The organism is Methylocapsa aurea (assembly GCF_000746085.1).
Classification (GTDB): domain Bacteria; phylum Pseudomonadota; class Alphaproteobacteria; order Rhizobiales; family Beijerinckiaceae; genus Methylocapsa; species Methylocapsa aurea.
On record NZ_JQKO01000016.1, the window covers coordinates 16,592 to 41,535 of the forward strand.

Below are 24,944 nucleotides of genomic sequence, written 5' to 3' on the forward strand. Positions count from 1 at the left end.
TCGGAGCTTGGAGCGGTTGAATTGACGCTAATTTGAGATAATCGGGCGAAATCGTCTTAGAATTAACGTCAATTATGAGATCGAATTACCCAACGAGAACGTGGGGTTCGCCACCTCGAAGGCAAAAAACCGACTCCTAAACTGGCTCAACATTTTCCCGCAATCCGTCTCACTATAAAATCAGCGATTGATCGTCAGTATCAGTTTTAACGTCAATTGTCTCACGACAGCAATGTCGCCAAGACATTGAAGTTTCATCACCTGGAATCTCGCCAATAACGTCAACCCGACACAGACCCTATTCAAATGTATCCCGACAGCGTCGATAAACGGAACCAGCGGTCCAAGCTTCGGCTTTTCGGGCTCCTTGGTCCGCACGTAGCCAGGCGGCACCGAATAGCGGCACATCTTGGCGATCGTCTCTCGGCTCAATCCGAAAACCCGCGCCGCCTCGCGCTGGCTCTTTCCCCCGACGAAAATAAACCGTCGAACCGCTGCGTAAGTCTCCACCGCAAACATCCCCGGCCGCCCTTCCGAATCAAAATCCGGAAAGGGTCAGCCCCAAAAGTGGCCGGGTTTTACTCCGCCACGCAGCCGCAAAATGCCGCCGCTCCGTGGCCTAATATTCCGCCGCCGCGTACACCTACTGCAGCACAGAAACATCGCCCCTTACCGGGAAACTCTTGCTTGCCAATTTGGGAATGCCACCCTCCAGGTTCGCGACTTGATCGAAGTCCAGGTACATTAAGAAATTCGTCGTTTTCAGGCTTCTCCCGCCGACTTGGCAGACCGTGATAAGTTTGCAATCACGCGGCAGGCCGGCGAACCGCGACTCCAGTGGAGCCTGTGTTGAGAGGTAGCCCAATGCTGAGACATAGGCGTCAGGTCAGCCACTGCTCAACTTTTTCGCGGCTTGGCACACCGCCAGCGTGGACGACCTTGCCGTCGACCACGACGCCAGGCGTCGACATAACCCCGTAGCTCATGATCTCGCGAAGCTCTTCGACCTTCTGCAAGTTGATTGGAAGGCTCTTCTCTTGAGCAACGCGCTCAATGAGCGCGGTGGTGTTCTTGCAGTTGGCGCAACCCGGCCCCAGTACTTTGATGTCTATCATGACGATTTGCCTTTCTTCAGGAGAAGATCGCGTTGAACAGGAAGCCCACGGCGAGAATGCCCAGGCTTACCACGCCAACAAAGACGGCGATCAGCTTCACACTCAGCACCTTGCGCAGGATGATCAACTCAGGCAGGGAGAGCGCGATCACCGACATCATGAAGGCGAGCGCGGTGCCGAGCGCGGCGCCTTTGCCCAGAAGCGCCTCGACCACGGGGATGATGCCGGCGGCGTTCGAATACATTGGGATGCCGATCAGGACAGCGGCGGGTACCGACCACCAGGCGTCCTTGCCCATGATGGAGGCCAGCAAGTCAGATGGCGCATAACCGTGGATGAACGCTCCGACGGCGATGCCTGCGATGATCCACACCCAGACCTTGCCGACGATTTCGCGGATCGCCTCGATGCCGGCCTTGATTCGATCGACCAGGGTCAGCCGGTCGGCCGGCAGGTCGACGGCGCCTGAGCGCACACTGCGGACCCATTCCTCAAGCCAGCCTTCGAGATGCAGCCGGCCTATGACCCAGCCCGAGACAATCGCCACCGCGAGGCCAAACGCGAGATAGGTAAGCGCGACCTTCCAGCCGAGCAGGGCGAAAAGCAGCCCCAGCGCTACCTCGTTGACCATCGGCGCGGAGATCAGGAACGAGAATGTCACGCCGAGCGGCACGCCGGCCGAGACGAAACCGACGAAGAGCGGCACCGCCGAGCACGAGCAGAATGGAGTGAAAATGCCGAGGCCGGCGGCCGCGACATTGCCCAGTCCTTCGCGCCGGCCGGCGAGCAGGACGCGCGTCCGCTCGGGCGAGAAGAAGCTGCGCACGAGGCCCATGGCGAACACCACGAGGGTCAGCAGCATCAGCACTTTCGGCGTGTCGTAGACGAAAAACTTGATAGCCTCCTCGAGGTGGGCGCCGCGCACTAGGGGCAGGAGAGACACGATCCACTCCGCGAAGGGAGCGAGTTGGCCGTAGACGGCGAACCATGCCGCCGCGGCGACGGCCGTCCCGGCCAGCCAGACCGCCGAAGACGGCTCGCGCGGTTGCTTGCGCAGGATCGATGACGCGTTGGCGCTCATGCTGCTTTCCTTGTCGCGGCGTCGGGCAGACTTGCGAGGACGGCATCGACGATTATGCCGAGGTTATCGGATAGATGCGGATTGCGGCGGTAGCGGACCCATTGTGCGTCGCGGCGGTCGACGACCAGGCCCGCATGCTTCAGCGCCGCCATGTGCCGAGACATGCGCGACTGCGTGGCGTCCAGTTCCCGCATGAGTTCGCAAAGACAATGCTCCCGGCCGTCCCATAGCAACCGGATGGCTCCGAGCCGCGTCGGCTCGGCGAGAGCGGAGAGAAGGTGAATCGCGGTTTGCATGGCTTTTATATATGGTAATGCGCATATGCGGTCAAGCGCATTATGTGAGAAGATCCACCGTCGGCTGTCTTCGGGTGGCGTAAGGCAGCCGACGCGTGGACGGGGCCACTCTGAACGGCGCTCTCGAAATGAGTCGGCGGATGTTGCTCCGGGAACCGCTCGCTCAGATTGATCGCTGGTTGACCCGTTTCGACAATAGTTCGGCGCTTGCTTTCGTTGGGAATATCGGTCGACGAGATAGCCGACGCGATCGCGGGCTAGGAGCGTCAACTTAATGGAACAGGCTCAGACCCCGTGTCCTTGACACATAACTCATGGTGCTGGTTGCCTCATCGAAGAACACCTCCACCTGCGGACGCATAATCTGCCCCCTCTCTCGGGGTGGCCACATAAATGCCGATTTCAGATCAAACCTTGCGCGGCGAATTCAAGCGCTTTGGCCTCATTCGTGCTTTCGTGCGCCAACGCGCTGAAATGAGTGAGAAACAAGAAATTGCTCAATGGTCCGGCTGGGTCGCAGCCCTGAAAATCAAATTCCTCAATTAGTCCGTCGAGACGGGTTCCGGCCTCACTCGGTCAGATGACAGTCAAATCAGCTTCGTCGCGGTAGGCGGCGCCATCGTCGTCGGTCCACACGAATTCGAGCTTGCCTGATTGCCTCGCTCGCACAAAGAACGAGATGTAGGGATCGGCGGATACCGCCGGCTGGAGCTCGGCGACAAAGACCGATTGCCCAAGATAGATACATTCGAACCGGTTGATGATCTTGCGGGGGATGGGGGCGCCATCCGCCGTCTTCCGGAGGCCGGTTTCCATTGGATGCGAGATGCGGGTCTTCACCTCGATGATCTGGTCAGCTTTCGCTTCTTTGAGGATTCTGATATGAGAGCGCGCCATAGTCTTTTCCTGCTGATCGTCAAATGCCGCCGCATCCCCCGACGGAAACCTTGACGGCGACCGCCATGCGATAGGCTGAGCCGTCATTCATTTCCGCCACTGCGACAACTGTCTGGTCCTTGGCGAGACGGATGCGGGTCGATACCTCGGCCTTGCCGTTCTGCGGCCCCAAGGCGAAGGAGCAGACACGCGGCCATGGGTTCTCCTGCGCCAGGATGTGGATTTTCCTCACGTAGTCGCTGTCGCTCATCGGGCTGTCGACGCTGACGGTGAGCGGCACGACGTCGCCGTCTTCAGCGATGGGCGGCAACCTTAAATTGACCCGCCCTTCTTTCACGGGCGCCTTCCCAACGAGCTTGCCGATCGCCTCTTCGAGTTCGACCGGCGTCGCCATGGCCGCAGTGCTGACAAGGGTGAGGCCGGCCAGGGCGACAGCCGTCGCTCCGCTCGCCGCAAGGAGTTCTCGGCGGCTCCATCCCGACAATGGGGAACTCGACATTATCTTGGTCCTTCTCGTGTAATTACCCTGATCAAGGGTGGATCACGACCCACCCGCGAAGGTGGCGTTCGACCAGTTCAGGGATCGCCGCGGCCACAACTGAAACGCCGTCGATCACGTCCGTCGCCGATCGCTTTTCGGCCTCTAGAGTGCTGCCGCAGGCAACGAATTCCACGCCATATTCCATCAAGCTTCGAATCCGGTCTGGCGCCGGCGCACTGTCCTTATAAAGGGCTCGAACGCCGTCGGCATAGGCAAAAACTGCTACTTTGACATTGTCGAGGCCGTATCGCTTTTGCACATTCACGACGTTGAACAGCAGGTTGTTCACGGCCCTGTGTGAGGCATCGGAAAGCTGGAGCGCGACCCGCCGCGGTGAGTCGGGGGTGGGTTCTGGAACCACAAGGTCGTCGGCATGACCTCGTGTCGGAATCGCGGAGAGCGTGCTCGCGGCGATGGTCCCGGAGACCACGGTCCCGAGGACATTCCGCCGGCTGACGCTGCGTTGGTCCAATTCTCCCGGCATTGCTGCCTCCGTTCCGTGAGCTTGTCCTGTGAGCGCCTGCTACGACGTCGGATCGTCGTTGCCTCGATCTAGGCGGTCGTCGTCGCCCGCACAAAAGAAGCGGCTTCAAGATCAATCCGTTTGATCAGTGAATCCGGTAACTTGCGTGACAAACATTGCAAGCAACGATCATGTCGCTCAGAGAGGCGTTCAGCTGTTTCATGGCATCGTAGGAGCGTTCCACATCGACGTTTTTCGCCACGATGGCGAAACGACTGGCCGCACGATGAAAGGCGATTCCCGCGTCCTGCATGGGCTTTGGCATATACGGAGCCATATGCGATGCGTGATGGCGTTCGAGGGAACTCATCCCCAGCCGTTCCTCCGCCACATTTGCCGCGTCATCGTATTTTTCAGCAGAGATGTCGGCGAGGATCTCCTCCAACGCCTTCAGGTGGTCGCGCATGTTGGTGAGCATATGTTGCTGCATCATTTCCGGCATTTCGACGAGCTGACGGTCATCCTCCGCCCGGCTGCCATTGGCCGTTGCTAGAAGAGCAAAAGCCGCAACTCCAAGGGTAAGCGCATTGCGCATATCTGTCCTCATTTACTTCAACTTTGTGATAGCATTAAATCACTTCACAGTCATATGATCGCGATCATATTTAAGGCCGACCACATACTAAACGATTGGGAGCCGAGCAGCGATGCCGTTCAGAAACCGCCCTGTGCGAATGGCCGCGCGAGCCACTCGCCTCCGGTTCGCTATGCCGTTACATCATCCCCACATGGCGGGCATGCCCTTCATGAGCTCATCGGCGGTCTTCTTTTGCTCATCGCTCAGAACGGAATAAAGCGGCTGCAACGCCGCCTTTATCGCGCGCATGTTTTCGAGGTGCATCGTCATATGCTGTTCCATCATATTGAGCCGCTCAGGAACCTTGGTGGACATCATGGAGCCGTCATGCTCCTTCATCATCGCGCAATGCTGCGCCGCTTTTTGCCCGCTGGCGCGGAACGCATCGGCGAAGGCATTCCATTGCGGCGTCTGAGCCTCGGCGATCTTCAGCTCGGCTTTGAGATAGGCGAGCCGGCCGTCGATATGCTCTCCCATGCGGCACATCATCATCCCTGGGCCCATCATGCCTTCATGGCCCATTCCCTCGTGACCCATCTGCATGCCGCCGCCATGCATCATTCCAGGTCCCATCATGCCTCCATGGCCCATTCCCTCATGGCCCATCGGCATGTCGCCGCCATGCATGCCTTGCTGCGCGTCGGCCGCGCCAAAGCCACTCGCAACGACCAAAACCGCGGCGACCGCCGCCATCCGCACCTGGCCGATCAGGATCTTATTCCGTCTCATTGCAATCTCCACAGATTTCATGCCCAATGATGATAGGAAGTCGAATGTTGCTGACAAAGGCTCGCCGATTTTGAGCGTCGTTTTCAATCTCGATCGAGTAGTAGACGACAAGAATTGTCAGGCCCACCCTATCCGCCTCCATTCGATTAAGTGAGGAACAATTGAGTCCATATCTCGAATGCGGCCAGAACGAATTGACACACGTCAAGGCGACAACATCAGCCACGGTGGGAATTATGTGCTGGCGCTGCATTCTAAAGCTCATGGGCGATCAATGCTCGCGGGCGCACAACGCCCTCTCACCCGCAGCCTCTATCAAAAGCGGATGCCGAGCGCGACGTTGACCTGCCACGCTTTGGCCATCTGCGGCCCGTTCAGAGTCTGGTAGACTGGGGCGCCGGCCTCGACCGCGAACCGCACCGGGGTAACCCCGAAGGCGCGGACTTTGTATTCGAGGCCGCCGAACAATTCGATGCGCTGACCGCCGTAGTAGCTGTGGTTGGCGGCCTGCATTGGGCCGGAAATCAGGTAATCATAGCCATAAATGCGCCTCCACTCGCTCGCCGCCGCGCGCGCCGTCAGATTCAGCCCGTCGATCATCTGGTAGGCCGCCCATCCCGTCACTTCGTTGGAAGGCCCCCAGCAGTAGCCTTCGCTGTTGACGCCAAGGGCAGCCCGGCCTCTATAGATGAGGCCCCAGGACCAAGGCCCGAGTTTGCCCGTATAGGTGACGCCGTAGAGTGCGTCGTAGGTACCTGTACCCAGCTGCATGCCGTAATTGGCTCGCATCGTCATCGACTTGCCCATGGGGTTCAGCATGGTCGCTTTTTCCGTGATGCTCCCCGACGGCACACTGACGCCGAGGTTCAGATGCACGTGGTTAATCTCATCCTGGTAGAGCCGGACCAGCCCCAGGAACGAGGTATCGCCCCAACCTTCGGTCGAGGACGAACTGTTGCCAAGAGGCCTCGCGCCCTTCATTCCGGCGAATGTCGTCATGGTCATGCTCTTGCGAATACAGTTGCCCATGACCATGACGTTGACCGTGTCGGTGAGGCCGAACATCGCGTGAAACATGTTCATCTGGGCGCTCATCGAAGACGGCACGATGCGCAGCGTCGGCGGCTTCATCGACGAGGCGCCGAAGGGGACATAGGGACTCTGGGTGGCGATGTACTGCTGCGACACCGTCGACTATCCGATGTAGTTCTTGCTCATGCCCATAAACATCGGCGAGTAGAACAGCATCACCGAGTTTGCCTGCAGCATGTGCCCCCGAACACCCCCGCTGGCACAGCCGCATGGGTACCAACGTTCATATTGTGGGCGTCCCCGCTCATATCGTTCATGCGCGACATGCCATGGCCGGAAACCGACATCAAACCGTCGGCGACGTCGGACATGGCATTGGCTGAGGCAGGAATGACAGCCTCGGCTGGAGGCAGTTCGGCGGCGGCCGCATGATGGTCGGCCGAGATCAAAGTGGTCAGAACGGCCGCGGCGGCGCAGGCGCACCTACGGCGAGGCATCGTGAGTGCCGGTTTCATTGAAGCGCTCGTTTCGAAAGAGGAAGGTTGGCGGGCGGTCGGCCACCTGCGCGCTAAGGGGTCTCCCTAGCATTTGAGTGGGAGCCCCACGGCGTCGTAAGGTCGTCACGCCCTCGACTCTTGAGGCTTCGCTCAGAGTGTTTGCGGAAGGCCGCGCGCGGCGCAATGACACGTCTCCGGCGGGCGCGGTGCGATCGCAGGCGTTAGGGCCCAGACGAAGAGGGAAGCTGTGGGCGCCGGAAAAACCGCAACACCGGTCGCCACCGCGACATAGCCGCAGCCATCGGCGGCCCAAGCCAGAATACAGCAAAGATTGTGGCGGCGATGCCGTTCGTCGCCCGGCGTTTGCGGGCCCCATCCGTCTTGCGCGCAGCTTATGCCGGCAAGGGACTCGAAGCTTGCGACCGGGATGGCTGCGGCAACGAAAGCTTGCAGCAACAGCGCATAGAGCGCGATCACGCTGATCACTACGCTCTTTACAATCGATCGTTGTCGAAACGCTCCAATTTGAAATTCTTAACACGCGGCATGGCCGCGGCATCGCTCCTGGCGAAGCTTGTTCATTTCTCCGATGAACTCCTAGCTTTTCCGCCAACAAAAACCGCCCCCAAAACATGGCCAGCCCGCGATCACCCGCCAGGCGGCGGCCGATCGATCCACTGATAAACGTCCCGCCGTTCGCTACAAGGTCCGCCGCAGCCCGCTTGGCATTGCCCCGCGATATCGAGGCGCGAGACCTTGCCCTTTCGCACCCAATGATCGAGCGCCGCCCGCGCCACCTCCGGCGGAATATCGAAATGCATGGCGACTTCGCGGATAAATACCCGCTTGTGCGTTGCCAGGTACTCTTTGATCTCGGTCAGCATTAGGCCCTGGTCGCCACCTTTCGCGCCGGCCCACGCCTATTTCCCATCCCGATATAGGCGCTCGCTGCGCTCAGGAGAATGAAATAGGTCACAACGCCCAACATCCATGCAATCGACGAGGAGGGGTGCGAGGTAAAAGTGCCGATCTGGTAGAACAGCACGGCGGCGCCGTAGCCGAGGCTAACGGTCCAAAACACCATGAATCCTGTCCATCGCTGATTGGTCTCGCGAGTGGTCGCCGCCGTGGTCGCGATACATGGGTAGCAGAGGAGTAAGAGGAGATAGGCGAGCGCTCCGATCTTGCCATCGAACCGATTTGCCAATGCTGGGGCGAGATCGCTGCTAACGCCATGCCCGTACCCGTGGTCGCGCGTTTCCGCCGCTTGGTACAGCGTATCGGCGGTTGTGCCGGCTCTGTGGGCGGGCCCGTCGCCGAACCCTACCAGGGCCTTCAGATTGTGTGGAATGGTCAGAGCCGCCCGCTTGATCCTTTCGACTATATCGAAGCCTCGATCGGCAGCCGACAGCGGCGTGCGCTTGGCCTCCAAGTAGATCGATTCCAGAGTGCTCACGATTGCGACCTTATGCAGGACGCCGGTCAAGAGCGCGACCGTGGCCGGCCATTGGTCTTGGCCAACACCCATCGGCGCCAACACGGGCGTGATCGCGCGCCCGCCCGCAGCCAGCATCGAGCGGTCGATCGGCTTCTCGTTGAACGACCCGTCGGTCCCCCACGCGCTCAACACCTTCAGGATAAGCACCATCGGGATGATGAACTTGCCCACGTGAAACACGAAGACCTTGACGCGCATCCACGCATTGATCAGCACGTTCCTCGGCTTTGGCCAATGATAGGACGGCAATTCAAAAGCGTACAGCGAGAGCTCTTGGGGAAGCAAGCTGTGTTTCATGACGAGCGCGGTGATCATCGCGAAGACGATGCCGAGAAGATAAACGCCAAAGATCACGAAGTGGCCTTGGTCTGGGAAAAAGGCTGCGGCGAACACCGTGTACACAGCCAACCGCCCGCCGCAGCTTATGAATGGGCTCATCAGCACAGCCACGATCCGATCGCGAGGGCGCTCCATGGTGCGCGTCGCCGTGATGGCGGGCACGTTACAGCCAAAGCCTATCACCATCGGAACGAACGCGTTGCCCGGAAGACCCAGGGCTTGCATGAGCCGGTCCATGACGAAGTTGGCTCGAGCCATGTAGCCCGACTCTTCGAGCATCGAAATGAACAGATAAAGGAATCCGATGATGGGAACGAAATTCACGACCTGGAGAACGCCGTTGCCAAGCCCGTCGGCCAGCAGGGCGGTGAGCCACGCCGGAGTGTCTACGAAGCTAAGGAGTTGCCGAGGGCCTTCGACGAATAACGTGTCGGAAAGCTGATTGACAAACGGCTTGAAGGCCCGACTGAGCTGAACTGTGAACCAGAACAGGCAATACATGACCCCGAGAAAGATGGGAATGCCGAGGAGCCGATTCAACACGACGCCGTCGATCCGGTCCGACATGCTGCGGCCCACTGCGGCGCGCTTGGGCAGCGCCTCGCCGGCGAGCGCATGGACGAAACGGTAACGGCTGTTGGCGATGAGGGTATCGGCCTCGTCGCCCGCCTCTTGCGCAATTCGATTGGCCAGCCTCTCTCGAGCTTCTCTCGCCGCGGGGTCGACCTGATGGGTCGCGAAAGCGTCGCCCTCCAGCAGACGAATAGCCAGCCAGCGGACATCGAAGCGATTCGCTCCAGAATTTTCGCTGATCGAGTGCGATAGTTCCGACGCCGCATCGTCGATCAACGGCGGGTAGTCGATAGCGAAGCTAGGCCGCGGCTTTTCCTCAGCCAGCCGCCGAAGCTCTGCTTTGAGTCCCTCGACCTCTCCCCGCTTGGCGGCGACCACCGCCAGCACCGGGCAAGCCAGTCGGCGCTGGATGGCTTCGACGTCAAACTCTGCGTCGCTGCCCCTGGCGTCTTCCATGATGTTGAGGATGACGACCAAAGGCGCCTTCATCTCCAGCAATTGAGTTGTCAGATAGAGGTTTCGCTCCAGGTGCGAGGCGTCGATGAGATCGATGATGAGATCGGCATCGCCCGAGAGAATGTAATCTCGCGCGATCCTCTCATCGATAGCGGTGGCCTCGTCATAGGCGTCGAGTGAGTAGATCCCCGGCAAATCCACGACCTCGAAGCGCTTGTCTTCAAACTGATATCGCCCGACCTTTTTCTCCACCGTGACGCCGGGCCAGTTTCCCACTCGCTGCCGGGTCCCGGTCAGGCCGTTGAACAATGTGCTCTTGCCGCAGTTGGGGTTGCCGATGATCGCGATCTTAAACGTATTGCTTTGCCCAAGGGGCGCCTCGGCGCCGACGCGCTCGATCGACAAGGCCGACACCTCGCTCGCACGCATGGTGAGGGACGTTTCGCGCACGCGAACCTCGACCGGATCACCGAGCGGGGCAACGCGGACGACGGTAAATTCGACGCCGGGCGTGAGGCCCATGGACAGCAATTTTTGGCGATGGCCGATATCCCCGGGTTTGAAGCCTATGACGCGGCCTCGCTCACCGACTTTCAGATGGCCAAACTCGATTCTCATCGTCCGACCTTAAGTGAGGGAAAATACTGCCCTGATGCTAAAACGGCTAAGGAGAGGAAAACGCGACACGGGCCTGGCAAAGCAATTTCTGCTTGAGGTTGCAGCCGAGAGGAATTGGCGAAAGCTGAAACTCTGCTCTCGTCATCCAACGATCGCAATAGCTCCGCTTCGGCGACCGTCATGGCGCCAGATGGGCTTCTCTTGGCAGTGAGCCAATTCTTCTCGTCGCGTCGGCAGCCAACCTAATCTTGATTCTTTACGCCATGACCATAGCCAATCTGTAAGAAGTTCCATAATCTAGTTGCGGCTGCAACGGGCGAGCCTGAAGCACGCGCCCGTTGTTGTTTCTCGCTTTTCGCCGGACTGGATCGGTCAAAGGTGAACTGGCTCGCTCATTTCCGGACTCGACTCGGCTGTCGAGGCGCTGTGTTCCGCGAACTGGCGCCAAGTTTCGTGAAGACGAAATCCCGGTTCAGCACGCTCTCGCGCTCGGCGGCCATTTTCCCGAATCGCTGGAGGCGCGTGAGGCGGGAGCGTCGGCTCAACGGGGTGCTTTCCACAGGTCGTCCGTTTCAAGCCGCCGTTAGTTTCGCAATTGCCGACAAGTGGCGCCCCAATCCGGAAATCACCGGAAACGCCTACGCCACAGAAACCCAACTGTGGACTTTTCTTTTCGCGACGAGCCGGTTCGGTCTTTTCCAAAAATGGACAGGCGCCGCCGCGTAGACGGCTCCTGCGCGTCCCTCCGATGCTATGCGTTTTTGGTCTCCCCTCCGCAATTCGGGCGGCGGCGCGCATTGGCGCCTTTTCCGAATTCATCGTCGCTGCGATCAAAACGCATCGCGAATGTTTGGAGGGAGAAGTGGCGCTTGCGTGACCGATGTCCTTCACCTTGGCGCCGAAGCTGTCGGAGGGAGGACGGTTTTTTCGATCAACGAGACGTCGCCGGTTTTGAGTCCCTTACACGGCCCCGAATAGCTCGTCGGGGAGCGTTTTGAGAAACTCGCGAAATGGGCGCGTCGTTCCCATTCCGCGCGAAAGGACCAGACTCCCCTGGAGCATGACCACCGCGCGTTCAGCGCGCGTGCTGGCGACTTTCTTGTCCAGTCCCGCATCGACAAGGACTGCGGACAAGGCACTGATCCAGGCTTCGAAAACCTGTTTGATCAGCTGTGTGAAGGGGCCTTCATGGATACGGGCTGAAGACAGCATGTTCAAAAGGCAGGCCTGTTTTCCTCCGGAATAGAACGCGTCGAGTTTCTTGATCATATCCTTGATCCGGTCGTTGGGCGCCCCTTTGCCCTTGAGCGGAGAAAGAATATGCTCGTCGAGCCAAGCTCCGGCGCTTTCCAGCACTTCCCGCGCCATTTGCTCCTTGCCCTGAGGAAAGCGGTGATAAAGGCTCGCCTTCTTGAGGCCCGTCGCTTCCGACAAGATCGTCAGCGTCGCGCCCTCATAGCCAACATCGCGAAACACGGCGCTGAGCCGGGCCATCAGATCTTCTTCTTCGACCGACGCTTTGCGCCCCATTTGGTCCCCTATCTGCTAAGTCACAAAATAATGACCGAACGACCGGTAAATATCGGGTTGACGTCCGCGCTGCGGTCAAGCATCCAAATAATACCGAACGTTCGGTTATAATCAAGGCTGCGCAAGGAGCATCTTCAATGTCGAAAACAGCAATCGTCGTCTACGCTGATCCAAAGGCTGGTTCGGAGGAAGCGCTCGGACGCCTCTTCAACGCAATGTTCGTCGCCTACGAGTTAAAGGAGAAGAAGCAGGAGGTCGCGCTTATTTTTCAGGGCGCGGGCGTCCGCTGGGCGAGTGAGGTCATCAAACCAGACCACCCCGCTCATGCCCTTTACAATGCGGTGAAGGACACGGTCGTCGGCGCTTGTCGCGGCTGCGCCGACGTCTTTGGCGCAACCGATGCCGTCAAGGTGACAGGACTGCCATTGATAGATGAAAAGGCGATCCCGGGCACGTCCGGCATCATCGATCTCTCCAAATATCTCGATGCAGGCTACCGGGTTCTGACTTTCTGAACGGTCGGCTTCGCTGTCGGAGTTCAAGGGCGCCGCGACCAAGCTCGGCGCCCGTCCATCAAAAGTTGGGAGAGTCGGCAAACCCGGTACGAACCAAGATTCAATAATGTCGCTTGACGGATGCGTGGATATACACATATTAAAGACAATGTCACAAATTTCCGCACCCTCATATGAAACAGCCCAAATGATCGCGAGCAGGTGCCTCTGCTTGCGCATCCAGCGGGCCAGCCGCGCCATCGGGCGTCGTTTCGATGATGCGTTCCGGTCCGTCGGGCTGAACAACTGGCAGTTTTCCTTGCTGATGAACCTTAGTCGCCCCTCCCCGCTCACCGTCAATGGACTGGCGGAGCAGCTCGGGATGGACCGAACCACGACGACAAAGAACCTGAGGCCTTTGGAACGTCGAGGGCTGCTGGAGATCCGGCTCGATGAACATGACGCCCGCGTGAGACGGATCGTCCTCACCGACGCAGGCCGCGCCCTGCTGGTCGAGGCTGTCCCTCACTGGCAAGCCGCCAATGATGCGGTCTCAGCCAGCCTCGAGGAGGCAGACCTTGAGCGTCTCCATTCCGCTCTGGAGGCGATAGCTTACGGTTAGACTGCGCGGATGCGCAATGGGAGTTCCGTATCCCGCGGACGCCAGTTCTTGATGAACGACTATCCGGCGCAAAACCTTACGACCTAATAGGGGCATATGCACTTAATTGCAGGAAACAAGTCAAAGCGCAAATCAGGAGACAAGCCCATGAGCGACCATGCCGCGATGCCGAACAGCGAAACCTTCTGGGCGCGCATCGGGCGCCTCATCCGCCAGTTCGGAGAAGCAATGGACCTGGACGAGACCGCCCTGCTCGCCGCGCGCGTCGCCAGGCTCGAGCGAAAGCTTGCGGAGCTGAAAGACCAACAGGGTGATTCGCTTCCTCGTCCTGCAACTCAACCCTGAGGCGCCCGCCGATGCGCCAGCGGTTGCGCCGCTTCATGCGACGCAGACGGCCGATCGAAGCCTCAGCAAGACATTCGCCCTGAGCGGATATTGCGCCCCTCCAGCACGAGCGAGATCACCCATGGACAGCTTCGAGACAGTCCTTCTTGCCGCCGCTGTGATCGTCGCGGTCGGCGTTGGGGCGGCCGCGGCGGGCGAAAGAGATCCTCGTCAAGGACCGCAGCTTGTCCAAATCGCCATCGTGAAGCCGGCGGAGCCTTCGGAGCGGGCTTTTACCGGCGTCGTTTCGGCGCGTGTGCAAAGCAATCTGGGGTTTCGCGTTCCGGGCAAGGTGATCGAGCGCCTTGTCGACATTGGTCAAAACGTCCGCGCCGGGCGGCCGCTCCTGCGGCTCGACCAACAGGATCTCAATCTTGCGCTCGCCGCCAAGGAGCACGCGGTCGTGGCGGCGCGGGCGCTGGCCGTCCAAGCGACGGCCGACGAGGCGCGCTACCGCCAACTCGTGGCCAAGGGATACTCGACCCGCCAAAGATACGATCAGGCCAAGGCCGCGTTCGACAGCGCCAATGCGCAATTGGCGGCGGCCGAAGCACAGGCCGAGGTCGCGAGGAACGAGGCCGGGTACTCGTTGCTGCTCGCGGATGCCGACGGGACCATCGTCGAGACCTTGGCCGAGCCGGGGCAGGTGGTCGCCGCCGGTCAGACCGTGGTGAGGCTGGCGCATGCTGGTCCGCGCGAAGCCGCTGTGAATCTCCCCGAGGCCGTGCGCCCGGCGATCGGATCTGCCGCGCAAGCCAAGATTTACGGGGCCTCGTCCGCTGCTTCGCCGGCGCGTCTCCGTCAGCTTTCTGACGCCGCCGATCCCTCGAGCCGGACCTATGAGGCGCGCTATGTCCTTGAGGGCGAGGCTTCGCGGGCCCCGCTTGGCGCAACCGTCACCGTCGGGGTGGCGACGACCGGCGCGATCGACGCTTCGGAAGTCCCGCTCGGCGCGCTTTATGACGATGGCAAATCCACGGGCGTGTGGGTCGTCGATCCGGCGTCGTCGTCCGTCGCCTTCAGGCCCGTGCTGGTTCGCCGGCTGGCCGAGGAGACCGCTGTCGCCAGCGGCGTTCGCGCGGGCGAACGCGTCGTGGCGCTCGGCGCGCACCTTCTTCACCAGGGCGAGCGCGTCCGCATCGCCAATGACAGGATGGCGGCGCAATGAGCCGCTTCAACCTTTCCGCGCTGGCGGTGCGCGAGCGCGCCGTCACCCTCTTCTTGATTCTCGCCGTCGCGATCTCCGGAACCTATGCATTTTTGAAGCTCGGCCGCGCCGAGGATCCGTCGTTCACCATCAAGGTGCTGACGGTGACGACGGTCTGGCCCGGCGCCACCGCGCGGGAAATGCAGGATCTCGTCGCTGAGCCGCTGGAGAAGCGGCTGCAGGAGCTGCGCTGGTATGACCGCGTCGAGACGATGACCCGTCCGGGTCTTGCCTTCATGACGCTCACCTTGAAGGACAGCACGCCGCCGGCCGAGGTTCCCGAGCAGTTCTACCAGGCTCGCAAGAAGCTCGGCGACGAAGCCCGCACCTTGCCCGCGGGCGCCTTCGGTCCCTTCGTCAACGATGAATATTCGGACGTGACTTTCGCCCTTTACGCCCTGAAGGCGCCGGGCATGGCGCCGCGTCTGCTCGCCCGCCAGGCGGAGACAATGCGCCAGCAATTGCTGCATGTCCCTGGCGTCAAAAAGGTGAACATTTTGGGCGAGCGGCCGGAGCGGATCTTCGTCGAGTTCACCTATGCGCGCCTCGTCACACTCGGCGTCAGCGCGCGGGACGTCTTCGCCGCGCTCGCGCGCCAGAACGCCGTGACGCCAGCGGGATCGATCGACGCCAAGGGACCGCAAATCTTCGTGCGCCTCGATGGCGCCTATGACGATATCCGGAAGATCGCCGACACGCCCATCGTGGCCGGAGGGCGCAATCTCAAGCTCTCCGACGTCGCCGAGGTGCGCAGGGGCTATGAGGACCCGGCAACCTTCCTGATCCGTCACCAGGGCGAGCCGGCCCTCGCCCTCGGCGTCGTTATGCAGGAGGGATGGAACGGGCTCGACCTCGGCAAGGCGCTCGAGGCCGAAACCAAGGCGATTTCCGTCAACCTGCCGCTTGGGATAACCCTGACCAAGATCACGGATCAGGCGGTCAACATCTCAGAGGCCGTCGATGAGTTCATGTTCAAGTTCTTCGTCGCCCTCAGCGTCGTGCTCGTCATCAGCCTGATCAGCCTCGGCTGGCGCGTCGGCATCGTCGTGGCGGCGGCGGTGCCGCTGACCCTTGCCGTGGTGTTCGTCATCATGCTCGACACCGGACGGGTGTTCGACCGCATCACGCTCGGCGCCCTCATCCTCGCCCTTGGCCTTCTCGTCGACGACGCCATTATCGCGATCGAGGCGATGGTGGTGAAGCTGGAGGAGGGCATGGGCCGCATCGAAGCGGCCGCCTATGCCTGGAGCCACACCGCGGCGCCCATGTTGGCGGGCACTCTTGTCACCGTGGCCGGCTTCCTGCCGGTTGGCATTGCGCGCTCCAGCGCGGGCGAATATGCCGGCAACATCTTTTGGATCTTGGGTTTCGCCCTGATCGCCTCCTGGTTCGTAGCCGTGGCGTTTACACCTTACCTGGGGGTGAAGCTGCTGCCCGAGATCGAGCCGATCGAGGGCGGTCACGAGGCGATCTACGGCACGCCCAATTACCGGCGCCTCCGCAGCGTGATCGCCTGGTCCATTCGCCACAAAATCGTTGTTGCGGGCGCCGTGGCCGGCGCCTTGGCGATCTCCGGCGCAGGCTTGGGCGGAGTAAAGAAGCAATTCTTCCCGACATCGGATCGTCCCGAGCTTCTGGTTGAGGTCCAGCTGCCTGAGGGCAGCAGCATCGAGGCGACCAGCGCCGCCACAGCCAAGGTGGAGGCATGGCTGAAAGAGCAGCCTGAAGCCAAGATCGTCACCAGCTATATCGGCCAGGGCGCGCCGCGATTCTTCTTCGCCTATAACCCGGAGCTGCCCGATCCGTCCTTCGCCAAGATCGTCGTCCTGACGCCAGATGCCGAGGCGCGGGAAGCTCTCAAAGTCCGCCTGCGGGCGGCGATCGCCGAAGGCCTCGCTCCCGAGGCGCGCCTTCGCGTCACTCAGCTCGTGTTCGGTCCCTATTCCCCCTTTCCCGTAGCGTTCCGGGTCATGGGTCCTGATCCCGCCGTGCTGCTCGGCCTCGCCGGCGAGGTCCAGGAGGTAATGCGCGCCAATCCGAACATGCGGCAGGCGAACCAAGACTGGGGTCAACGGTCGCCGACTGTCCGGTTCGTCCTCGATCAGGATCGGCTGCGGCTGATTGGTCTCTCGCCCAGCGAAGCCGCGCAACAGCTGCAATTCCTGCTGACGGGCGTGACGGTCACGCAGGTGCGCGAGGATATCCGCACGGTGGACGTGGTCGCCCGCAGCTCCGGCTCGGGCCGTCTCGATCCCGCCCGCCTCGCCGACTTCACTCTCACATCAAATGATGGGCGCATGATCCCGCTCGATCAGATCGGCCAGATCAATGTGCGGATGGAGGATCCGATCCTCAAGCGCCGCGATCGCACACCGACGATCACCGTGCGCGGCGACATCGACGAAACCCTTCAGCCGCCGGAGGTCTCGACCGAGATCCAGGAGGCCCTCCAGCCGATGATGGCCAATCTGCCCGCGGGTCACCGGATCGAGATGGGCGGTTCGATCGAAGAGTCGGTCAAGGCGAACACAGCTCTTGCCGCCATCTTCCCGCTCATGCTGGCCTCGATGCTCACGATCATCATGCTTCAGGTCCGCTCCTTCTCGGCCATGACCATGGTGATGCTCACAGCGCCCCTCGGTCTCGTCGGCGCGGTCCCTGTCCTGTTGCTGTTCCACCAGCCCTTCGGCTTCAACGCCATCCTCGGCCTGATCGGTCTGGCGGGGATCTTGATGCGCAACACGCTGATCCTGATCGGGCAGATCCATACCAACGAGGAGCATGGCCTCGATCCCTACCACGCAGTCCTCGAGGCCACGGTCCAGCGGGCGCGGCCCGTGATCCTCACCGCGCTCGCCGCCGTTCTGGCGTTCATCCCGCTGACTCATTCCGTGTTCTGGGGATCCATGGCCTATACGCTGATCGGCGGCACCGCCGTCGGCACGGTTCTGATCTTGGTCTTCCTGCCGGCGCTATACGCCATCTGGTTCAGAGTGACGCCAGCTGCGGCGGAATTCGCCGGAGCGGAACAGCCGCCGCAAAACGACATGCCGCTCGAGGCAAGCGCTTCGGCTCCAAACGCGACAGCGTCCGACGCCGGGGCGGATTGGCCGACGTCGTGGACTGCGGAAACGACTTATCAGGAGGTGCGTGAATTGGACGCTACTTAGGAACCCTCTACTTATTTACCCTAGATTCGGTAATGAGTCGGAAGGTACTCAGTCTCCGAACCCTATCAGGCGTGATTGGCGACTCTGGGTGTGCAGGATCAATACTGCGACCGGGCGCCGCGCGAAAGTGTGCGTCGAAGTTTTCGACCTCGGCATCGTGTTCGAGGGGAAGGATCATATTTTTCCCTCACGCACGAATCGGGCGCCAACGCAGGAGCAGCCTGCCAAAGCAGCAGCCGACGGTTGTCAACAGCATGACGCTGCCGAACTGCCAGACAAGCACCATCAAGCTCGCATCCTGCGGGTGAAACAGCCTGAGCCCGACGTTGCCGAGGGCTGCTGCCGCCAGTGCTGCGAGCGCGACTGTGGCGCGGGGCAAGAGGGGCGCGCCACGCCGAATCATCACGGTGATCGCGATGGCGGGAACGGCGCCGGTTAAGGCGATCGCCGGCAGACACATCCAGTCGGGTTGGAGCGTCAGGCCTTCAGGCCCCAGGCTCAGCCAGTTTGAAAGGCACCCCTGACCCAGGCTGCCGAGCCATAGGGCGAGTGGCGCAAGCGGCAGAAGCAGTGGCCAACGTGGACGCCCCGGCACGCCAGCCGAAAAAGCGGCGAATGCCGCCGTCAGGGCGGTGACGACTGCCGCGCCCTGTTCCAGAAGGTAACGGCTTTCGCCGAGCTTTTCGATCAAATCAGGGCGCGGCGACATCACCGCGACCATAATCATGACGGAAGGCGCGGCGATGCCGAGCCACAGGACGAGACGTCGCAGCGGCGGGGGCAGCCGCCGCACGGGCGTCGTCTGATCGGACAGGCGTTGGATCAAGACGTTGGTTCTCATCCTTGCCTCTCTTCGCCTAGGGCCGCACGCAGGGCCTTGAGCGCCCGGTGCATCGCGACTTTCAAGGCGGCGACGCTCTGGCCGCTCGCAGCCGAGGCGCCCTTGAGCGACATTTCCTGCAGCTTCAGCATTTCGACCGCCTGCCTCTGCCCAACCGGCAGTTTGGCGATGGCCTCGCGCAACGACTGCACGTCGCCCGGACCTTCATCGAGATAATTCGGCTCATGCGCGGAAAAGGTTTCCGGCCATTCGTCGACATTCACCTCGTTCCTCACCTTGCGGACGTAGCGACGCGCGTTGTCCGCCATCCTGTGGCGGGCGATCGCCATCAGCCAGGGCGTGAACGGGCGCTGCGGATCATAGGTGTGGCGGACGGAATGCATGGATAGGAGAACGTCCTGAACGAGATCCTCGATGCCCTCGAACCGGCCCCAGCGCCGCCCAATAGCGCCGCGAATAAACGGGGCGAGCTCGAAGAGAAGACTGTGGTAGGCGGCGCGATCGCCCTGTTGCGCCGCACGCATCAAGCCCACCCATCGCGCCTCGCGGCTATTCACCTTTTCCACCTGCGACTCTCCCGAAGACGATCGCAGAGTGACGTCGACCGCAACGGCGCGCAATCGGTCATTTTCGAGAGTGGAGGGTCGTCGAGGCTGTCGGACATGTGGATGAATCAAATAAAGCTCTATTTGCATGGGGTGTTCGCCTCACGCCAAATAGGCGATGGATTGCCAATTCATGCCCGTTCGCTCCTGTCGGCGGCGTCCCGGGAGTTGTTCGCCGCGACGACCGGAAAGGTTACAGTCTCGAATAAATTTTCGGCTGGCGTAACCTTTTCCGAAGTCCCGGCGAAGTTCCGTATAGGAAAGGCGAGGATCATTCTGATGCGTTTCAGCAAGATGCAGGATCTGGCGACTGCCCAACCGATGACGGGCGGCGCGCATCCCGCGATCGAAGCCGCCGCTTGGCCCGGCGTCGCGCGCCCGCTGCCGCCTCGCGCCAAATTCAGCGATCCCGAATTCACCGCCAAAGGCGAGCGGCGCGCCAGCGTCTCCCTCAGCCGGCTGGAGACCTTGTGGTTCAACACCGGCACGTTATGCAATCTCACCTGTCACAATTGTTACATCGAGTCCTCCCCCCGGAATGATCGTCTCGCCTATCTCACCCGCGACGAAGTGCTCGGCATCCTCGACGAGGCCGCGACTCTGACGCCTCCGCCGATCGAGATCGGCTTCACCGGGGGCGAGCCTTTCTTGAACCCCGATTGCCTCGGCATGATCGAGGACAGCCTGGCGGGCGGCTATCGGGTCCTGGTTCTGACCAATGCGATGAAGCCCATGCAGCGCCTGAAGGCGGTCCTGCTGAACCTCAATGCGCGGTTTCCGGGCAAGCTGACATTGCGGGTTTCCCTCGACCATTACGAGGCGGCCGGTCACGAGAAACTGCGTGGCCGGCGCTCTTGGCGAACGGCCATCGACGGGTTGGTTTGGCTTGCCGCAAACCGTTTCAATCTCGCGATTGCCGCCCGCATGGCATGGAATGAGACCGATGCCGCTACGCGCGCTGGCTTTCGCGCGCTCTTTGACGACATCGGCCTCGAGATCGACGCGGATGATCCGACCCGTCTTGTGCTGTTCCCGGAGATGGACGCCGGGGAAGAAGCGCCGGAAATCAGCGAAGCCTGCTGGACCATTCTCGGCAAATCGCCCGATCAGATGATGTGCGCCAGCTCGCGCATGGTGGAAAAGCGCAAGGGCGCCGCGCGGCCGGTGGTCACCGCCTGCACGCTGCTGCCTTACGACCCGCAATTCGAGATGGGAGCGACCTTGGCCGCGGCGGCGCGGCCGGTCAAGCTCAACCATAACCATTGTGCTCGCTTCTGCGTCCTGGGCGGCGCCTCCTGCAACCCACAAAAATAAGGCGCCCATGACCGACGCGATCACCGTGGATATCTGTATCATCGGCGCCGGTTCGGCCGGTCTGTCGGTTGCTGCGGGGGCCGCGCGCATGGGGGCGCGCACCGTGCTCATCGAGGCCGGGCGCATGGGCGGCGACTGCCTGAACACCGGCTGCGTGCCGTCGAAATCCCTGTTGGCCGCCGCCAAGGCGATGCAAGCAATCCGCGCCGCACGGCGTTTCGGCGCCGACGGTCTCGAGCCGCGCATCGATTTCGCCGCCGTGTCCCGCCGCGTCCACGACGTCATCGAGACCATCGCGCCGCACGATTCCGTTGAAAGGTTCACGAGGCTCGGGTGCAAGGTCATTCAGGCGCATGGCCGCTTCATCGACCCCGGCGCGGTTGAGGCCGGCGGGCAGCTTGTGCGCGCGCGGCGTTTCGTCGTCGCCACGGGCAGCCGCGCCGCCGCCCCAGCCATTCCAGGGCTCGGCGGCGTTCCCTATTTCACCAACGAGACTTTGTTCGACAACATTGTCTTGCCAAACCATCTCGTGGTCATCGGCGCCGGGCCCGTTGGCTGCGAAATGGCGCAGGCGCATCGTCGGCTCGGCGCGAGAGTGACCTTGCTCGACCTTGGCCCGATGCTGCCGAAGGACGATCCCGAGGCGGTGGCGGTGGTGCGCAAAAGCTTCGCCACTGAGGGCATTGCCGCCTTCGAAGGGGTTACGATCCTGCGCGTCGAAAGGAGCCAAGGCGGCATTGTCGTGGCTTTGCGGGAAGGGGACGGCGAACGCTTGATCGAGGGTTCGCATCTGCTGATCGCCGCCGGCCGCCGGCCCAATGTCGAAAACCTCGGCCTCGATGCCGCAGGGGTCAGGTTCGGCCCCAAGGGCATCGAGGTGGACGCGCGCCTCCGCAGCAGCAACAAGCGCATTTTCGCCGCCGGCGATGTGGCGGGCTCCTATCAGTTCACTCACTTGGCCGGCTATCACGCCGCGATCGTGCTGAAAAACGCCTTGTTCCGCTTGCCAGCCAAAGCAGATACGCGGGCTCTACCATGGGTGACATTCACCGATCCGGAACTGGCTCAAGTGGGCCTGACGGAGGCGCAGGCGCGAGAACGCCATGGCGATCGTTTCCGTGTGCTTCGGTCGGATTTCGCGGACAATGATCGGGCCCAGGCCGAGGGCGTCGTCGAGGGTTTCCTCAAGGCGATGGTGACAAGACGCGGCCACGTGCTGGGGGCCACGATCGTCGGCCCCCACGCGGGGGAGCTGATTCAGAGCTGGGTCCTCGCCGTCGGTCTCGGCCTCAAGATCGGCGCTCTCGCCGGGATGATCGCGCCTTATCCGACGCTCGGCGAAATCAGCAAGCGGGCGGCCGGCTGCTTCTACGCGCCGACGCTGTTTTCACCGCGCATGCGCCGGCTGGTGCGCGTCTTGGGGATGTTTGGATGAGTCTCGAGCGCGTGCTGCCCTTGCTGGCGCTGGTTGGTCTTGCCGCCGTTGCCTATGCCTTGCATCTGGAGCGTTTCCTGACCCTGGACGCCTTGCGCGACAACCGCTCCCTGCTGCTGGCGTTCGTCTCCGCCCATCGCGTGGGCGCTGCGCTGGTCTTTGTCGTCATTTATATCGGGGTGGTCGCCCTATCGCTGCCGGGCGCGACGATCATGACCCTTGGCGGCGGCTTCCTGTTCGGCGTCGGCGCGGGAGCGGCGCTGAGCGTCGTCGGCGCCACCTGCGGCGCCGCGGCTCTCTTTCTCATCGCCCGTTCGGCCTTAGGCGAGCTGTTGCGCCGGCGCGCTGGTCCGTTCCTCGCGCGCATGGCGGATGGCTTTCGCCACGACGCTTTCCATTACCTCCTGTTTCTGCGCCTGGTTCCGGCCTTCCCGTTCTTCGCGGTCAATCTGGCCGCGGCATTGCTCGGCATGCCGATGGCGTCTTTCGTCGCCGCGACAGCTATAGGCATCCTTCCAGCTGCGCTGATTTTCGCCGCCTTCGGCGCCGGCCTCGGGCGCATCTTCGACGCCGGCGGCGACGTCGATCTGAAGGATATCCTCAACCCAACCCTGATCGCCGGTTTGATCGGACTGGGTTTTCTCGCTTTGCTCCCGGTCATTGTGAAACGGATGCGGGAGAACAGGCCATGAGCCTGTCGGTCATCATCCCGACGCTGAATGCCGCTGGATCGCTGCCCGGGACGCTGGCGCGGCTCGATGGAGTCGACGAAGTGATTGTGGTTGATGGCGGGTCCGCCGACGGCACAGTGGAGCTTGCCAGCCGGTTGGGCGCGCGGGCAATGGCTGCGCCAAGGGGGCGCGGCCGGCAGTTGATGGCGGGAGCCGAGGCGGCCCTTGGCGATTGGCTGCTCCTTCTCCATGCGGACACGCGATTGGACCCCGGCTGGAGGGCCGCCGTCGAAACCTTCCGCGTCGATCCGGCGAACCGGAGCAAAGCCGCCGTGTTCCTCTTCGCGCTCGACGATCCGTCGACTGAAGCAAGGCGATTGGAGCGGCTGGTCGCATGGCGCGTGCGGTGGATGGGGTTGCCCTATGGCGACCAGGGCTTGCTGATCAGCCGCGATTTCTACCGGAGCTTAGGCGGGTTTCGCCCGCTTCCGCTGATGGAGGACGTCGATCTGGTGCGCCGGATCGGCCGCCGGCGGCTCGTGATCCTGCCGGTCGCGGCGCGCACTTCGGCGGCGCGATGGCGGCGCGACGGCTGGATCAGGCGCAGCCTGCGCAATCTCGTTTGCCTTGCCTTGTATTTTCTCGGCGCGCCGCCGCGCCTGATCCAGCGACTTTACGGCTGACCATGTCCCTTCGCCGCCATCTCGTCATCTTCACACGCTGCCCACGCTACGGCGCCGGGAAGCGCCGCCTCGCCGCTGGAATAGGGCCGGTGCAGGCGCTGCGGTTCCAGCGGGTGACATTGTCATTGATGCTTCGCCGCCTCGGCGCCGATCCGCGCTGGACCACCTGGCTCGCGGTGACGCCAGACCGTTCGGGGCCATGGCCGCCGCGTTTCGGCGTTCTGCCGCAGGGCCAGGGCGATCTTGGCCAGCGCATGGCGCGGGTCGCCAAGGTTCTGCCGCCGGGGCCGGTGCTGATCGTCGGCGGCGATATTCCGGGCATAGGCGCCGCCGCGGTTGCGCGTGGGTTCCGGGCCTTGGGCGACCATGACGCCGTCTTCGGCCCCGCAACCGATGGGGGATATTGGGCGGTCGGTCTTCGCCGCCGCCCGCGCTTCCTCGATCCCTTCGAGAAGGTTCGATGGTCCACCGAACATGCCTTGGCCGATAGTTTGGCCAATCTTTCGGGGCGCTCGGTCGCGAGCCTCGAGGTTCTGGAGGACGTCGATGATGTCGAATCCCTCGCCCGCCAATCCCCATGGGAGTTCCTCCATGCGCGCCGTCGAAGCTAAGCCGCTTGCCTCCTATCCCTGGTTCGTCCGGCTGTTCTTCTGGAAGCAGAAACGCACCTACGGCCGCGTCCTCGACCCCGGCCTGCTTTGGGGCCGCTCGCCTTGGGTCTTTGCGGCGGTGGCCCTTCTCTATGGCGCATTGGACCGGCGCTCATCGCCTTTGCCGCCGGCGCTGCGATCGCTGATTACCGTGCGGGTGTCGCAGATCAATCATTGCGCCTTCTGCGTCGATATCAATTCCGCGACGCTGCTCAAACGCGGCGTGGCGATGGACAGGATCGACGCCCTGGCGACATGGCGCGAAAGCTCGGCTTTCACCCCCGAGGAACGTCTTGCGCTGGACTACGCCGAGGCGATGACAATCACCGCGCCAGGGGTCGGCGACGACCTGCGGCGGCGCCTGAAAGAATGTTGGGAGAATGATTTCATCGTCGAACTGACGGGGTTGATCGCTTTCCAGAATCTATCGTCGAAGTTCAACGCCGCGCTCGACGTGCCGTCGCAGGGGTTTTGCCGCCTTCCAAACGGACGTCCATCCAAGGTTTGATGAGCATTGCCTCTTTAGCGGGCTGCGGAGAAAGCGTGGACGCAATGGTCGATAAACT

General features: G+C 61.9%; 28 protein-coding genes and 2 pseudogenes. 12 read left to right on the top strand and 18 right to left on the bottom strand.

What is annotated here, in order from left to right:
- Positions 1-315: 315 nt before the first annotated feature.
- From DL86_RS19290 to DL86_RS11960, 5 genes and pseudogenes are all read right to left on the bottom strand, one after another.
- A pseudogene (locus DL86_RS19290) lies at positions 316-519 on the bottom strand (IS21 family transposase); the annotation flags it as partial.
- A gap of 124 nt (positions 520-643) precedes the next feature.
- Positions 644-865, bottom strand: coding sequence for a rhodanese-like domain-containing protein (locus tag DL86_RS20825; protein ID WP_425348920.1), 222 nt, complete (start codon positions 863-865; stop codon positions 644-646).
- Positions 866-881: 16 nt separating this feature from the next.
- A complete protein-coding gene (locus tag DL86_RS11950) occupies positions 882-1,115 on the bottom strand; it encodes a thioredoxin family protein (protein ID WP_036261703.1) in 234 nt (77 codons plus the stop codon).
- Positions 1,116-1,131: 16 nt separating this feature from the next.
- Positions 1,132-2,196: a permease gene (locus tag DL86_RS11955; protein ID WP_036261705.1), complete on the bottom strand. Its 1,065-nt coding sequence runs from the start codon at positions 2,194-2,196 to the stop codon at positions 1,132-1,134.
- The gene (locus DL86_RS11960) at positions 2,193-2,492 is read right to left on the bottom strand and encodes an ArsR/SmtB family transcription factor (RefSeq protein ID WP_036261708.1); all 300 of its coding nucleotides are present in this window, start codon (positions 2,490-2,492) and stop codon (positions 2,193-2,195) included. Before DL86_RS11960 ends, DL86_RS11955 begins: the two co-directional genes overlap by 4 nt.
- Before the next feature lie 393 nt (positions 2,493-2,885).
- Between DL86_RS11960 and DL86_RS19850 the strand changes: the two genes are divergently transcribed.
- Entirely contained in the window at positions 2,886-3,038 is a 153-nt protein-coding gene (locus tag DL86_RS19850; protein WP_156964614.1) for a hypothetical protein, read from the top strand.
- A 30-nt stretch (positions 3,039-3,068) separates the two neighbouring features.
- On the opposite strand, the gene soxZ is transcribed toward DL86_RS19850, so the two are convergent.
- The 11 genes from soxZ to DL86_RS12020 all read right to left on the bottom strand — a co-directional run bounded on the left by soxZ (position 3,069) and on the right by DL86_RS12020 (position 12,302).
- A complete protein-coding gene (soxZ, locus tag DL86_RS11965; RefSeq protein WP_036261711.1) occupies positions 3,069-3,389 on the bottom strand; it encodes a thiosulfate oxidation carrier complex protein SoxZ in 321 nt (106 codons plus the stop codon).
- A gap of 19 nt (positions 3,390-3,408) precedes the next feature.
- On the bottom strand, positions 3,409-3,888 hold the full coding sequence (soxY, locus tag DL86_RS11970) for a thiosulfate oxidation carrier protein SoxY (RefSeq protein ID WP_036261714.1): 480 nt from the start codon (positions 3,886-3,888) through the stop codon (positions 3,409-3,411).
- A 31-nt stretch (positions 3,889-3,919) separates the two neighbouring features.
- Positions 3,920-4,414 (bottom strand): DsrE family protein, encoded by a 495-nt coding sequence (locus DL86_RS19295; RefSeq protein ID WP_084572877.1) that lies wholly within the window; start codon positions 4,412-4,414, stop codon positions 3,920-3,922.
- A gap of 124 nt (positions 4,415-4,538) precedes the next feature.
- Positions 4,539-4,988 (bottom strand): hypothetical protein, encoded by a 450-nt coding sequence (locus tag DL86_RS11980; protein WP_036261847.1) that lies wholly within the window; start codon positions 4,986-4,988, stop codon positions 4,539-4,541.
- A gap of 183 nt (positions 4,989-5,171) precedes the next feature.
- Entirely contained in the window at positions 5,172-5,759 is a 588-nt protein-coding gene (locus DL86_RS11985; protein WP_036261717.1) for a Spy/CpxP family protein refolding chaperone, read from the bottom strand.
- 315 nt (positions 5,760-6,074) lie between these two features.
- On the bottom strand, positions 6,075-6,947 hold the full coding sequence (locus DL86_RS11990) for an alpha-amylase (RefSeq protein ID WP_156964616.1): 873 nt from the start codon (positions 6,945-6,947) through the stop codon (positions 6,075-6,077).
- A gap of 59 nt (positions 6,948-7,006) precedes the next feature.
- Positions 7,007-7,306, bottom strand: coding sequence for a hypothetical protein (locus DL86_RS11995; protein WP_036261722.1), 300 nt, complete (start codon positions 7,304-7,306; stop codon positions 7,007-7,009).
- A gap of 132 nt (positions 7,307-7,438) precedes the next feature.
- Positions 7,439-7,774 (bottom strand): hypothetical protein, encoded by a 336-nt coding sequence (locus DL86_RS12000; RefSeq protein ID WP_036261723.1) that lies wholly within the window; start codon positions 7,772-7,774, stop codon positions 7,439-7,441.
- A gap of 161 nt (positions 7,775-7,935) precedes the next feature.
- Positions 7,936-8,172 (bottom strand): FeoC-like transcriptional regulator, encoded by a 237-nt coding sequence (locus DL86_RS12005; protein ID WP_036261726.1) that lies wholly within the window; start codon positions 8,170-8,172, stop codon positions 7,936-7,938.
- Positions 8,172-10,772: a Fe(2+) transporter permease subunit FeoB gene (gene feoB / locus DL86_RS12010; protein ID WP_051953290.1), complete on the bottom strand. Its 2,601-nt coding sequence runs from the start codon at positions 10,770-10,772 to the stop codon at positions 8,172-8,174. Before feoB ends, DL86_RS12005 begins: the two co-directional genes overlap by 1 nt.
- A 960-nt stretch (positions 10,773-11,732) precedes the next feature.
- A complete protein-coding gene (locus DL86_RS12020) occupies positions 11,733-12,302 on the bottom strand; it encodes a TetR/AcrR family transcriptional regulator (protein WP_051953292.1) in 570 nt (189 codons plus the stop codon).
- Between the two features lie 137 nt (positions 12,303-12,439).
- Here DL86_RS12020 and DL86_RS12025 point away from each other — a divergent pair, with 137 nt between their 5' ends.
- The 5 genes and pseudogenes from DL86_RS12025 to DL86_RS12040 all read left to right on the top strand — a co-directional run.
- Positions 12,440-12,817 carry a DsrE family protein gene (locus tag DL86_RS12025; RefSeq protein WP_036261732.1) on the top strand — a complete coding sequence of 126 codons (378 nt, stop codon included), beginning with the start codon at positions 12,440-12,442 and terminating at the stop codon, positions 12,815-12,817.
- Positions 12,818-13,004: 187 nt separating this feature from the next.
- Complete coding sequence (locus DL86_RS12030) at positions 13,005-13,418, top strand: MarR family winged helix-turn-helix transcriptional regulator (RefSeq protein WP_245276352.1); 414 nt, start codon at positions 13,005-13,007, stop codon at positions 13,416-13,418.
- A gap of 147 nt (positions 13,419-13,565) precedes the next feature.
- Complete coding sequence (locus DL86_RS19855) at positions 13,566-13,763, top strand: hypothetical protein (RefSeq protein ID WP_156964617.1); 198 nt, start codon at positions 13,566-13,568, stop codon at positions 13,761-13,763.
- A gap of 121 nt (positions 13,764-13,884) precedes the next feature.
- Entirely contained in the window at positions 13,885-14,970 is a 1,086-nt protein-coding gene (locus DL86_RS12035) for an efflux RND transporter periplasmic adaptor subunit (protein ID WP_036261734.1), read from the top strand.
- A pseudogene (locus DL86_RS12040) lies at positions 14,967-18,017 on the top strand (efflux RND transporter permease subunit); the annotation flags it as partial. The gene DL86_RS12035 and the pseudogene DL86_RS12040, both read left to right, overlap by 4 nt.
- A gap of 349 nt (positions 18,018-18,366) precedes the next feature.
- Here the strand turns inward: DL86_RS12040 and DL86_RS12045 are convergent.
- On the bottom strand, positions 18,367-19,020 hold the full coding sequence (locus DL86_RS12045) for an NrsF family protein (protein ID WP_036261736.1): 654 nt from the start codon (positions 19,018-19,020) through the stop codon (positions 18,367-18,369).
- Complete coding sequence (locus DL86_RS12050; protein ID WP_036261738.1) at positions 19,017-19,586, bottom strand: sigma-70 family RNA polymerase sigma factor; 570 nt, start codon at positions 19,584-19,586, stop codon at positions 19,017-19,019. Before DL86_RS12050 ends, DL86_RS12045 begins: the two co-directional genes overlap by 4 nt.
- 102 nt (positions 19,587-19,688) lie before the next feature.
- On the opposite strand from DL86_RS12050, the gene DL86_RS12055 reads away from it, so the two are divergent.
- The 6 genes from DL86_RS12055 to DL86_RS12080 are packed head-to-tail and all read left to right on the top strand — an operon-like array spanning position 19,689 to position 24,886.
- Positions 19,689-20,939, top strand: a complete 1,251-nt coding sequence (locus tag DL86_RS12055) for a radical SAM protein (RefSeq protein WP_245276353.1) — start codon at positions 19,689-19,691, stop codon at positions 20,937-20,939.
- A gap of 7 nt (positions 20,940-20,946) precedes the next feature.
- Positions 20,947-22,374: a dihydrolipoyl dehydrogenase family protein gene (locus DL86_RS12060; protein WP_036261741.1), complete on the top strand. Its 1,428-nt coding sequence runs from the start codon at positions 20,947-20,949 to the stop codon at positions 22,372-22,374.
- Positions 22,371-23,066 carry a TVP38/TMEM64 family protein gene (locus DL86_RS12065; protein ID WP_036261745.1) on the top strand — a complete coding sequence of 232 codons (696 nt, stop codon included), beginning with the start codon at positions 22,371-22,373 and terminating at the stop codon, positions 23,064-23,066. The genes DL86_RS12060 and DL86_RS12065 overlap by 4 nt, the downstream gene beginning before the upstream one ends.
- Positions 23,063-23,728 (top strand): TIGR04283 family arsenosugar biosynthesis glycosyltransferase, encoded by a 666-nt coding sequence (locus tag DL86_RS12070; RefSeq protein WP_036261750.1) that lies wholly within the window; start codon positions 23,063-23,065, stop codon positions 23,726-23,728. The genes DL86_RS12065 and DL86_RS12070 overlap by 4 nt, the downstream gene beginning before the upstream one ends.
- 2 nt (positions 23,729-23,730) lie before the next feature.
- Positions 23,731-24,339, top strand: coding sequence for a TIGR04282 family arsenosugar biosynthesis glycosyltransferase (locus DL86_RS12075; protein ID WP_036261753.1), 609 nt, complete (start codon positions 23,731-23,733; stop codon positions 24,337-24,339).
- Complete coding sequence (locus DL86_RS12080) at positions 24,320-24,886, top strand: carboxymuconolactone decarboxylase family protein (RefSeq protein ID WP_036261755.1); 567 nt, start codon at positions 24,320-24,322, stop codon at positions 24,884-24,886. The genes DL86_RS12075 and DL86_RS12080 overlap by 20 nt, the downstream gene beginning before the upstream one ends.
- The last annotated feature ends 58 nt before the right edge of the window (positions 24,887-24,944 follow it).